Origin of the sequence: Pseudomonas sp. NPDC079086, from assembly GCF_044542155.1 — a bacterium.
Classification (GTDB): Bacteria; Pseudomonadota; Gammaproteobacteria; order Pseudomonadales; family Pseudomonadaceae; genus Aquipseudomonas.
In genome coordinates this window covers 346313-357556 of the sequence record NZ_JBITTY010000001.1, presented here as the reverse complement: position 1 = coordinate 357556, position 11244 = coordinate 346313, and the positions used below count along the sequence as shown (strand labels likewise).

General features: G+C 57.3%; 9 protein-coding genes. 5 read left to right on the top strand and 4 right to left on the bottom strand.

The window, feature by feature from the left end; translation table 11 throughout:
- The first annotated feature begins 41 nt into the window (after window positions 1–41).
- The gene (locus ACIGEK_RS01755) at window positions 42–1667 is read left to right on the top strand and encodes a methyl-accepting chemotaxis protein (RefSeq protein ID WP_397491673.1); all 1626 of its coding nucleotides are present in this window, start codon (window positions 42–44) and stop codon (window positions 1665–1667) included.
- On the opposite strand, the gene rfbD is transcribed toward ACIGEK_RS01755, so the two are convergent.
- The 4 genes from rfbD to rfbB are packed head-to-tail and all read right to left on the bottom strand — an operon-like array spanning window position 1664 to window position 5002.
- Window positions 1664–2527, bottom strand: coding sequence for a dTDP-4-dehydrorhamnose reductase (gene rfbD, locus ACIGEK_RS01750; protein WP_397491672.1), 864 nt, complete (start codon window positions 2525–2527; stop codon window positions 1664–1666). The genes ACIGEK_RS01755 and rfbD overlap by 4 nt on opposite strands.
- Window positions 2524–3069 carry a dTDP-4-dehydrorhamnose 3,5-epimerase gene (gene rfbC, locus ACIGEK_RS01745; protein WP_397491671.1) on the bottom strand — a complete coding sequence of 182 codons (546 nt, stop codon included), beginning with the start codon at window positions 3067–3069 and terminating at the stop codon, window positions 2524–2526. Before rfbC ends, rfbD begins: the two co-directional genes overlap by 4 nt.
- Before the next feature lie 2 nt (window positions 3070–3071).
- Window positions 3072–3938 carry a glucose-1-phosphate thymidylyltransferase RfbA gene (gene rfbA, locus ACIGEK_RS01740; RefSeq protein WP_397491670.1) on the bottom strand — a complete coding sequence of 289 codons (867 nt, stop codon included), beginning with the start codon at window positions 3936–3938 and terminating at the stop codon, window positions 3072–3074.
- An 11-nt stretch (window positions 3939–3949) separates the two neighbouring features.
- On the bottom strand, window positions 3950–5002 hold the full coding sequence (gene rfbB, locus ACIGEK_RS01735; RefSeq protein WP_397491669.1) for a dTDP-glucose 4,6-dehydratase: 1053 nt from the start codon (window positions 5000–5002) through the stop codon (window positions 3950–3952).
- A gap of 473 nt (window positions 5003–5475) precedes the next feature.
- Here rfbB and ACIGEK_RS01730 point away from each other — a divergent pair, with 473 nt between their 5' ends.
- The 4 genes from ACIGEK_RS01730 to ACIGEK_RS01715 are packed head-to-tail and all read left to right on the top strand — an operon-like array spanning window position 5476 to window position 11242.
- Entirely contained in the window at window positions 5476–8202 is a 2727-nt protein-coding gene (locus ACIGEK_RS01730; RefSeq protein WP_397491668.1) for an N-6 DNA methylase, read from the top strand.
- Window positions 8195–9517 (top strand): restriction endonuclease subunit S, encoded by a 1323-nt coding sequence (locus ACIGEK_RS01725; RefSeq protein WP_397491667.1) that lies wholly within the window; start codon window positions 8195–8197, stop codon window positions 9515–9517. Before ACIGEK_RS01730 ends, ACIGEK_RS01725 begins: the two co-directional genes overlap by 8 nt.
- Window positions 9510–10163, top strand: coding sequence for a DUF4433 domain-containing protein (locus ACIGEK_RS01720; RefSeq protein WP_397491666.1), 654 nt, complete (start codon window positions 9510–9512; stop codon window positions 10161–10163). Before ACIGEK_RS01725 ends, ACIGEK_RS01720 begins: the two co-directional genes overlap by 8 nt.
- Window positions 10160–11242, top strand: coding sequence for a macro domain-containing protein (locus ACIGEK_RS01715; protein WP_397491665.1), 1083 nt, complete (start codon window positions 10160–10162; stop codon window positions 11240–11242). The genes ACIGEK_RS01720 and ACIGEK_RS01715 overlap by 4 nt, the downstream gene beginning before the upstream one ends.
- Window positions 11243–11244: the final 2 nt, after the last annotated feature.

Here is an 11244-nt window from a genome sequence, read left to right as displayed (position 1 = left end):
CCTGCATGGACGGCTGCGCTTTAGTCCCTGGAGATATCCTGATGCTGGCTCAATTGACGGTAAGGGCGAGGTTGTTACTGTTGGCGGTGGTGCCGCTGCTGGTGCTGATTGTGGTTATCGGCATGGCGTTGTCCAATGCCAGCAAGCTTAACGACAGTTTTGACGAGCTGTTTACCGACCGCATGCGGCCGATCAGTCAGCTCAAGGTGGTCTCCGATGCCTACGCGGTGGCGATGGTTGATGCACTGCATAAATACCGTGCCGGAGTGTTTGATGAGTCCACGCTGCGCAAGGCATTCAGCGATGCGCGCAGCCGTGGTGACAAGGCCTGGGCCGAGTACACCGCCACTCGCCTGACCGCCGATGAAAGCAGTCGGGTCGAGCGCACCAAACCGTATTTACTAAGGGTGCAGCAACTGGCCGATCAGTACCTGGGGCAGGTCGGCAATGGCCAGTTATTGGCAGCCGAGGCTGGTCCGTTCAACCGCACCCTATATGACACCTTCGACCCGTTGGGTGGCGAGCTGGACGGCTTGATCAGTCTGCAACTGAGCGAGGGTGAGCAGCTTAACGTTGAGACCACTGCGCAGTACCAATCAATTCGTAACACCTTTGTGCTGATCGGTGCAGTAGCGCTGGTGCTGGTGCTGGTGGCCGCCTTGCTGATCAGCCTGTCGATCATTCGTCCGCTGGCTGGGCTGCGCAGCCTGATCAGCGAGGTGCAGCAGTCCTCTAACCTGACCTTGCGTGCCGATGTCAGTGGTCGTGATGAAGTGTCTGACACCGCCCGCGCCTTCAATACCATGCTTGAGCACCAGCAGGCATTGATTCGTCATCTGACCGATACCGCTACTCAGCTGGCCGCGGCGTCCGAGGAAATGAGCGCGATCAGTGCCCAAGTCAGTCAGGCCGCTACGGCCCAGGGTGACCAAACCAGTATGGTTGCAACCGCGGTGCACCAGATGAGCGTGGCGGTGCAGGAAGTGGCGCGCAATGCGCAGTCCACCGCGAGCAATGCGGCGGACGCGAACAAGGAAGCGCGCCAGGGCAGCGAGCTGGTGCAGTCCAATCTCACGTCGATTCAGGGGCTGTCGGCGTCGGTGGAAAAAGCCGGCGAGGTGATCGACACCCTGCATAGTCAAAGCGATGAAATCAGCAAGGTGCTCGGGGTGATCCAGAGCATTGCCGAGCAAACCAACCTGCTGGCGCTCAACGCCGCAATCGAGGCGGCGCGGGCCGGCGAGGCGGGGCGCGGCTTTGCCGTGGTGGCCGATGAGGTGCGCAGCCTGGCCAGCAATACGCAGAAAGCCACCGAGTCGATTCGCAGCATGATCGATGCCCTGCAAGGCGGTGCGCGCAGTGCGGTAAGCGCCATGCAGCTATCGCGCGAGCAGGCGCAAAACAGCGTTAGTCATGCCCGTGAGGCGGGAGAGGTGCTCAATCATATTGCCCTTGCCATCGAGGGTATTGCCGATGGCAATGTGCAGATTTCCGCCGCCACCGAGGAGCAGACTGCGGTGGCCAATGAGATCAGCGAGAACATTAGCAGCCTCAATGACAGCATCGGCGAGGTGGTCAACGGCGCTGAGCAGAGCTCGATTGCCAGTCGTGACTTGGCGCAACTGGCCACCGGTTTGCAGCAGCAGATTCAGCGCTTCAGGGCTTAGCTGCGCAGGCACTGCTCCAGCGCGGTTTGCCAATCCGGCAGCTGGACGTGCCAGTCCTGCTGCAGACGGCTGCAGTCCAAGCGTGAATTGAGCGGGCGCTGCGCCGGGGTTGGGTAAGCGCTGCTGGGGATGGGTTGCAGCGTCGCTACGCGTTTGCCCTGGCTGTGCAGATGTGCGGCAATCGCGCTAGCAAAACCGAACCAGCTGGTTTCACCTTGCGCGGTCAGGTGATACACGCCCCACGGGCCGGCATGGCCGGTACGCCATTGCGTGATCAGCTGCGCCGTGGTCTGCGCAATAGTGCCGGCCCAGCTCGGTGCGCCGATCTGGTCGTCCACTACCGATAGGCTTTCGCGCTCCTGCAGCAGGCGTTGCATGGTCAGCAGAAAGTTTTTGCCATGCTGTGAGTAGACCCAGCTGGTGCGCAGAATCAGGTGCATACCACCGACGGCCTGAATCGCCTGCTCGCCCGCCAGTTTGCTGCGCCCGTATACGCTCAGCGGATTGGTGGCGTCGCTTTCTCGGTAAGGCTCGGCGTGGTTGCCATCGAATACATAGTCGGTGGAGTAATGGATCAGCGGAACACTCAGTTCAGCGGCTGCTTCGGCGAGGATGCCGGGCGCCATCGCGTTGATCGCGAAGGCCAGCTGCGATTCGCTCTCGGCCTGATCCACTGCGGTGTGCGCGGCGGCATTGATGATCAGCTCGGGACGCAGGCGCTGCAGCTGCTGGCGAATAAGCTCGGGCTTGGCCAGATCCAACTGTTCGCGGCCCAGTACTGTCAGTTCGTCTGTGCCTTGCAGGGCGCGCTGCAGTTCCTGGCTGACCTGGCCGTACTGCCCGAGCAGGAGAATCTTCATGGGAAAACCTGCGCATCAGCGAAGCTGAGCCCGGACTGATCCTTTGTCGAGAGCTGCGGCGCGCCATCCAGCGGCCAGTCGATAGCTAGAGTCGGATCATCCCAGCGGATACAGCGCTCATGTTCGGGGGCGTAGTAGTCGGTGGTTTTGTAGAGAAACTCGGCGAATTCGCTGAGTACGACAAAGCCATGGGCAAAGCCTTCCGGCACCCACATTTGTCGCTTGTTTTCGGCGGACAGGTGCACGCCGACCCAGCGGCCAAAGGTCGGCGAGCTGCGGCGTAGATCCACGGCTACGTCATAAACTTCGCCGGCGGTGACCCGCACCAGTTTGCCCTGCGCCTGCTGCACTTGGTAATGCAGGCCACGCAATACGCCGCGTTGCGAGCGCGAATGGTTGTCCTGGACAAACTCGCGTTGCAGGCCTGTGGCTTCAGCGAAGCTGCGGGCGTTGAAGCTTTCGAAGAAAAAGCCGCGCTGATCGCCGAACACTTTTGGTTCGAGGATGATCACACCGGGTAGGTCGGTACTAACAGCCTGCATGCTCACTCCTCGGCTAGCTTGAACAGGTATTGGCCGTAGCCGGTTTTGCCGAAGGCTTTGGCCTGAACTAATAGTTGCTGGCGATCAATCCAACCTTGCTGATAGGCGATTTCTTCCAGGCAGGCAACTTTCAGGCCCTGGCGGTGCTCGATGGTTTGCACGTATTGCGATGCTTCCAGCAGGCTGTCGTGGGTGCCGGTGTCGAGCCAGGCAAAACCACGGCCGAAGCGCTCTACACGTAGGTCGCCGCGTTGCAGGTAAGCATTGTTGACGTCGGTGATTTCCAGCTCGCCGCGCGGCGAGGGTTTGACTGCCTTGGCGATTTCGACCACGTCGTTGTCGTAGAAGTACAGGCCGGTCACCGCGTAGCTAGACTTCGGTTCGGCGGGTTTCTCCTCGATGGAGATGGCCTTGCCTTGGGCGTCGAACTCGACCACGCCAAAGCGCTGTGGATCATTGACCCAATAGCCGAAGACCGTAGCGCCCGAAGGTTCGGCGGCGGCGCGCAGGAGTTTCTCGGTGAAGTGCTGGCCATGGAAGATATTGTCGCCAAGGATCAGGCACACAGAGTCCTTACCGATAAAACCTTCGCCCAAAATAAAGGCCTGCGCCAGGCCGTCAGGTGAGGGCTGCTCGATGTATTCGAAGTGCACGCCAAATTGCCTGCCGTCACCGAGCATCTTCTGAAAGTTGGGCAGGTCCTGCGGGGTGGATATGATCAGAATCTCGCGCACGCCGGCGAGCATCAGCACCGAGATCGGGTAGTAGATCATCGGCTTGTCATAGATCGGCAGCAGCTGTTTGGATACGCCCAGAGTGATGGGGTGCAGGCGGCTGCCAGAACCGCCTGCGAGAATGATGCCTTTCATCGTGCTGCTCCTTAAAGTGCGCCGAGGCGTTCGCGTTGGTAGCTACCATCCTGCACGCGGCGGCACCAGTCGAGGTTATCCATGTACCAGAGCACGGTTTTGCGCAGACCGCTGGCGAAGGTCTCGGTGGGTTTCCAGCCTAGTTCGCGTTCGATCTTGCTGGCATCGATGGCATAGCGCAGGTCATGGCCTGGGCGGTCGCTAACGAAGCTGATCTGCTCTTTATACGAGCCGCTTTGGCGTGGTGCCAGCTCGTCCAATAGCGCGCAGATACTCTCCACCACGTGCAGGTTCTTCTGCTCGTTGTGCCCGCCGATATTGTAGGTTTCGCCGATTTTGCCTTCGCTCACCACCTTTAAAAGTGCGCGGGCATGGTCTTCCACGTACAACCAGTCGCGAACCTGCTGGCCATTGCCATATACCGGCAGCGGCTTTCCATCCAGGGCATTGAGGATCACCAGCGGGATGAGTTTTTCTGGGAAGTGGTAGGGGCCGTAATTGTTCGAGCAGTTGGTGATTAGCACCGGCAGGCCATAGGTGCGCTGCCAGGCGCGTACCAGATGATCTGAGGCGGCCTTGCTCGCCGAGTAGGGCGAGCTGGGGGCGTAGGGTGTGGTCTCGGTGAACAGGTCGTCCACGCCATGCAGATCGCCATAGACCTCATCAGTGGAAATATGGTGGAAGCGAAACGCTGCTTTGCGCGCAGGGTCCAGCTGCGACCAGTAGCTGCGAGTGGCCTCAAGCAGCGCATAGGTGCCGACAATATTGGTCTGAATAAACTCAGCGGGGCCATCGATGGAGCGGTCGACGTGCGACTCAGCCGCCAAGTGCATGATTGCGTCCGGCTGAAACTCGGCCAGGACCTGGCTGACGGCTACGCTGTCGGCAATATCTGCCTGCACGAAGCGATAGCTCGGATGGTCCGCCACAGTGGCCAACGACTCGAGGTTGCCGGCATAGGTCAGCTTGTCGAGGTTGAGTACTTGGTGTTCGGTGTGATTTAGCAGATGGCGAATCAGCGCCGAACCAATAAAGCCGGCGCCGCCGGTAATAAGGATGTGCACGGCCTATACCTTTTTTTAAAGAGGCGGTCGGTAAGTGTTGTGCCTGGCAGTGTTGCAAGCTGAGTCTAGACGGGCAAGTCATTGCACTTTCAACATGCATAAAAAAACCCCGCATCGCTGCGGGGCTTTTTTTATATGGTGCCGGCACCAAGAATCGAACTCGGGACCTACTGATTACAAGTCGTAGCCTGACGCACCGAGGCCAGTAAAGTCTAGGCTAGTTCAGTGCAAGGTACAACAGTATTAACTAGTTGATAATATTGAGTTTGATCTAGTTTTGGCTAGGTTGGCAAAGCTGGGCACTGTACCTGTACTGTACCTTTCCCAAGACAGCCACGCCCTCGAAAGGGCATGATCCGATTCTTTATCAATAACGGCTCGGCGAACCTTCGCGGGATCGTTTCATGATGCTGCTCCGGCACCATTGATCGATACCCTGCAGCCCCTTTGCAGTAACAAGGACCTGATTTTTTATGGCAAGCGCCAAACTGACCCTCGCACGGCTGGAAAACCTGCTTCTGACAGCCTGTGATGACCTGCGCGGCAATATGGACGCCAGTGAGTACAAGGAATACATCTTCGGTATGCTTTTCCTGAAGCGTGCGAGTGATCTGTTCGATCAGCGCAGGGAGGAGATTAGGACAGAAGGTGCAACTGATGGTTTGAGTGAGGACGACATCAAGGCCAACCTTGAGGACCCCGATCAGTATTCAGGCAAGTACTTCTTTGTGCCGGAGCGCGCCCGCTGGAATGATGGCTGGGTTGACGATAAGTGGAACGTTCATCCTGCCCTCAAGCACGTTAAAGAGAACGTCGGTACGGCTCTCAATAAGGCCCTGGAAGCTTTGGAAGAGGCCAACCCCGAGGCGCTGCAAGATGTGCTGAAGCACATCAACTTCAACAAGAAAATCGGCCAGAACACCCTGGATGACGACACGCTCGTGAACTTCATCCAGAACTTTGAAAAGATTCCGCTGCGCGATGAGGATTTCGAGTTTCCGGACCTTCTCGGCACGGCCTATGAGTGGCTGATCAAACACTTTGCCGACTCGGCGGGCAAGAAGGCTGGTGAGTTCTACACCCCGGCCGAGGTGGTGCGTATCTGTGTTGAGATCTGCGATCCGGAAGAGGACATGAGCGTCTACGACCCGACGGTTGGCTCTGGCGGTATGCTGATTCAAGCGCGCGACTACTTGCGTGAGTGCGGCGCTGATGCCGCCGAGCTAGCGCTCTATGGCCAGGAAAAAATGGGTACCACTTGGTCCATCTGCAAGATGAACATGCTGCTACACGGAATCTCTCACGCAGTGATTCGTCAGCAGGACACCCTGCGCGAGCCGCAGCACCAAGCCGAAGACGGCAACCTGATGCGCTTTGACCGTGTATTGGCCAACCCTCCCTTTAGTCAAAACTACATCAAGAAGGACATCAAACACCCTGGTCGATTCCCGGTTTGGATGCCCGAAAAGGGCAAGAAAGCCGACCTGATGTTCGTGCAGCACATGCTCGCCGTACTCAAGCACGATGGCCGCATGGCCTGTGTGATGCCGCATGGTGTTTTGTTCCGTGGCGGTGAGGAGCGTGAGGCTCGCAAGTACTTTATCGACAGAGGCTACCTTGAGGCGGTGATTGGGCTGCCCAGCAATCTGTTCTACGGCACCGGTATTCCGGCGTGCATTTTAGTGCTCAACAAGGCCGGTGCCGCCGAGCGCAAACACGTACTTTTTATTAACGCCGACCGCGAGTATGGCGAAGGCAAGGCGCAGAACTACCTGCGACCGGAGGACATCGACAAAATCGTCCACGCCTACCGTGCGGGGCTGGAGATTCCTGGCTATGCGCAGCCCGTGTCGGTCGAGGCGATTTACGCCGAGGATTACAACTGCAACATCCGCCGCTATGTGGACAACGCCCCACCTGCAGAGCCGCATGACGTTCGCGCCCATCTGCACGGCGGTGTGCCGGTCACGGAAATCGATGCGCTGGAGCACTTTTGGCACAACTACGCCGGCCTGCGCGAAAGCTGCTTTGTGTCACGCGAGGTGCCTGCCGCAGGCGTGGCCTATGCGGACTTTGCTCCAGTCCTGACTGACAAGCGCGAAATCCCTGCACATATCAATGCTCACCCTGGCGTTACCCAGCGGCAGGCGCAGTTTATGGCTGAGTTGAAGGTCTGGTGGGCGCAGCATCTGCCCTTCATTGAAGCCCTAGCCCCGGATGCGGAAAACCAACAGGCGCGCGCGAATAACGTTTACGCCATGCGTGCCACCTTGCTCGATAGCATCGAGCGCATCTTCGCCGGCCAGCACCTGCTCAACCGTTACCAGGTGCGTGGCGCTTTTGCCAATTACTACAAGCTGCTCGCTGCTGACTTTAAATCCATCGCCGCCAGTGGTTGGGGTCCGGAGCTAATTCCGGACGAAGACATCCTGCAAAGCCAGTTCCCCCAGGTGCTGGCGGAGCTAGAGCAGCAGCATGCGCGCCTAGCGGAGCTGCAAGGGCTGTTTGCCGCTGCCAGCGAGGAAGACTTCGAAGACAGCGAGCACACTGGCGTGCTGCCGGCTGATGAGGTCAAGGCGCTTAAGGATGAACTCAAGGAAAGCACTGCCGAGTGGAAGGCGCAGCTCAAAACGCTGAAAGGTGCGGTGGCGGATTTGTTCGTTGAGATCAAGGTGGCCGACAAGCTGCCCAAGGGCGCGGATAAGGGCCTTTACACGCAGGGCTTTACCGCCAAAGAAGCGCAATTCGGCAATGGTCAGCGCGCGCTGGATCTGGCGACGACTGTTGGCCATGCCTCCCAGATTGCCAGCGTGGTCGAACAGTCTATGGCTCAGGGGCAACAGGCCAAAACTACCGCCGAGCGCGCTGAAGCCAGACTGGCCGCCCACAAAGCGCTGGAGGCTGAGGCCAAAGCAGTCAAGGCTGCGATCAAATCGACGGAGGCGATGAAGGATGAGCTGGTGGCCAAGGCTCGCCTAAAGATCAGCGACGACGAAGCCCGCGTAGTCATTGTCGAACGCCTGGGTAAGGTACTGTTCGACAGCTATCGCCAGTACCTACGCGCCGACCAGCGGGCTTGCATCGCTGCCGTCGAGAACCTTTGGGGCAAGTACGCAATTACCGCCAAACAGATTGAGTCTGAGTGCGATCAGGCTGCACAGGTACTGCAGGCGTTTTTGGTGGAGTTGGGGTATGAGTGAGTGGGCGAACGTTACGTTGGCCCATCTCGCGACTCAGCGGAAGGGGATCAATTACAAATCTGAAGACTACGGTGACGAGCACTCTGGTCACCCATTCATTACGATTAAATGCTTCGTGAAAGGTGGTGGTTACGAGTCTACGGGGATCAAGTTCTACGACGGTTTTTCGACCAAGATTGATCACCTGTCAGCTGGCGATTTGTTGTTTTCCGTTACGGATCTGACTCGGGCTGGTGACATCGTTGGGAGCCCATTGAAGGTTCCTGACTTTGGGGCTAGCAAGCCGACACTGGCGTCGATGGATTGCATGCGCATTGAGCCGATTGCGGGTCGGTGCGCCAAGAGCTTTCTTTATCATCGCCTGATGCTATCTGATGTGCGTCGGCAGATGGTTGCTTATGCCGCCGGCTCGACAGTCTTGCACCTGGATACCAAGAAGGTACCGAGCATTGTCGTCCGAATTCCGGTAGATATGCGGCTGCAGTCAAAGATCGCGAACATTCTGGATTCTATTGATACCGCTATTGAGAAAGCCGAAGCCCTGATCGCCAAGTACCAGCAGATGAAGGCCGGCATGATGCACGATCTGTTTACCCGTGGAGTGCTGCCCAACGGCCAACTGCGCCCGCCGCGCAGCGAAGCCCCGGAGCTGTATCAGGAAACGCCGGTTGGATGGATTCCTACGGCGTGGTGCTTTACGACCTGTGCCAAGGTTTGTGAAAAAATCATCGACTGTAAGAACCGAACACCACCGGAAACTCCAGATGGGTTTCCGGTCATTCGTACACCCAATGTCCGTAATGGCAAGTTTGTTGATGCAGAACTTCTTTACACCGATAAGCGCTCCTACTTGACTTGGACATTACGCGGCAAACCACAGGTGGGTGATATCGTGATTACGCGCGAGGCCCCAGTTGGAGAGGTTTGCATGATTCCGGATCGTCATCCCAGCGCATGCTTAGGGCAAAGGATGATGCTATACCGACCAGATGCAGAACTGATTTCCCCCAGATATTTCTTGTATGCGCTGCAATCACGTCAGATTAAAAATCGTCTCGACTTGATTTCTGGTGGCTCTACCGTCGGACATGTTCGGGTTGGAGATATCAGGAATTTGTGGATGTTTATGCCGACAGATTCAGTGGAGCAAATACAGATTGCAGATGCTCTTGATGGAATAACAGTGAAGCTTGACCGTGAGTTGGAGCAGTTAGGAAAGCTACGCAAACAGAAGCTCGGCCTTATGCAAGACATGCTTACCGGCAGAGTGCCTGTTCAGGTCGAGGAACCCGCTCCGGAGATGGCCAATGGCTAACTACTACCCCAACCTGAATCCGGAGAAGGCGCTGATCTGGCGCATCGTCCACCGCGATAATCTGGCGTGGATTCTGGATAACGGACTGCACTGCGCCTCAGCGAATGTGCAGGCACCGAACTATGTGGTGATTGGCAACGTCGATCTGATCAGCCGTCGGAGTGAGCGCGCGGTGCCGGTTGCGCCGGGCGGCACCTTGTCTGACTACGTGCCGTTCTATTTCACGCCGTTCTCGCCCATGATGTACAACATCCACACTGGGCGTGGTGAGGTGCAGCAGCGGCACAATGAGGAAATCTGCATCCTGGTGTCGAGCCTGCGCCTGGTGCATGAGTTAGGGTTGGGTTTTGCCTTTACTGATCGGCATGCCTACACCCCGCTGGCCAGGTATTTCAATGAGCTGAATTTACTTGAACAGGTGGATTGGCCGTTGCTGCAAGCGCGCAATTTCGCGCGCAATCCGGATGATCCGGTGCAGATCGAGCGATACCAGGCTGAAGCCCTGGTCCACCGCTATTTGCCCATAGAGGGACTGCTCGGCGTAGTGTGTTTTACCCAAGTCGTAAAAGATCGACTGGATGCACAGGCCCAGGCTAAAGGCTTGAAACTGGATATACGTGTTATGCCTCAGTGGTACTTCCGATGATTAGATTTACACAAGGCAATTTGCTAGAGGCCAAGGTCGATGCCTTGGTCAATACCGTCAATACTGTCGGCGTGATGGGCAAAGGCATTGCCCTGATGTTCAAGGAGCGCTTTGCCGAGAATTACCGGCTATACGCTGCTGCCTGCAAAGCCAAACAGGTTGAAACTGGCAAGATGTTTGTCACCCCGGTACAGGAGCTGGATGGTCCGCGCTGGATCGTCAACTTCCCTACCAAGCGGCATTGGAAGGCTCCTTCCAAGATGGAGTGGGTCGTTGAGGGGTTGACTGATCTGCGTACCTTTATCCTCGATAATCATATCGAGTCTATTGCCGTACCTCCGCTGGGAGCCGGTAATGGCGGGCTGGAGTGGATGGCTGTGCGCGAGCAGATTGAGGCCGTTTTGGGCGATCTGGATGCTGAGATTTTGGTGTTTGAACCCACTTCGCAGTATCAGAACGTGGCCAAGCGCTCAGGGGTGGAGAAGTTGACGCCGGCCCGTGCCTTGATCGCTGAGTTGGTACGGCGCTATTGGGTACTGGGTATGGAATGCAGCTTTCTGGAAGTGCAGAAGTTGGCCTGGTTTCTGGAGCGCGGTATCGAGCGATTTTCGCCCGCAGACAACCCGCTGAACCTTCAGTTCGTCGCCCATAAATACGGGCCCTATGCCAACCGTCTGGAGCATTTGCTGAACAATCTGGATGGCAGCTACCTGCACGCCGAAAAACGTATCAGCGATTCGGACCCGCTTGATGTCATCTGGTTTGATGACGAGCGTAAGACCTATTTGCAGACTTACCTGAATACCGAATCAAAGCCCTATCTTGAGGCTTTGGAGCGTACCGCTGAGCTTATTGATGGCTTTGAGTCGCCCTTTGGCATGGAGCTGTTGGCAACCGTAGATTGGCTGTTGGCCAAGGAGCATGTTGAGGCTACGGTGCCAGCTGTACGACAAGCGCTACGGACGTGGCGCGGTGGGCCAGGTGCTGCTGCACGCAAGGATCGCTTGTTTGATGATCGTGCTTTGGCCATTGCCCTGGAGCGCCTAACGCAGTCGGGTTTTAGTGCTGTAGCGGCTTGAGG

Coding starts and splice junctions, on each gene's coding strand:
- ACIGEK_RS01725 (WP_397491667.1), top strand. CDS start 8,195: ATGAGTGAGTGGGCGAACGTTACGTTGGCCCATCTCGCGACTCAGCGG.
- ACIGEK_RS01715 (WP_397491665.1), top strand. CDS start 10,160: ATGATTAGATTTACACAAGGCAATTTGCTAGAGGCCAAGGTCGATGCC.
- ACIGEK_RS01720 (WP_397491666.1), top strand. CDS start 9,510: ATGGCTAACTACTACCCCAACCTGAATCCGGAGAAGGCGCTGATCTGG.
- ACIGEK_RS01755 (WP_397491673.1), top strand. CDS start 42: ATGCTGGCTCAATTGACGGTAAGGGCGAGGTTGTTACTGTTGGCGGTG.
- rfbA (WP_397491670.1), bottom strand. CDS start 3,938: ATGAAAGGCATCATTCTCGCAGGCGGTTCTGGCAGCCGCCTGCACCCC.
- rfbC (WP_397491671.1), bottom strand. CDS start 3,069: ATGCAGGCTGTTAGTACCGACCTACCCGGTGTGATCATCCTCGAACCA.
- rfbD (WP_397491672.1), bottom strand. CDS start 2,527: ATGAAGATTCTCCTGCTCGGGCAGTACGGCCAGGTCAGCCAGGAACTG.
- ACIGEK_RS01730 (WP_397491668.1), top strand. CDS start 5,476: ATGGCAAGCGCCAAACTGACCCTCGCACGGCTGGAAAACCTGCTTCTG.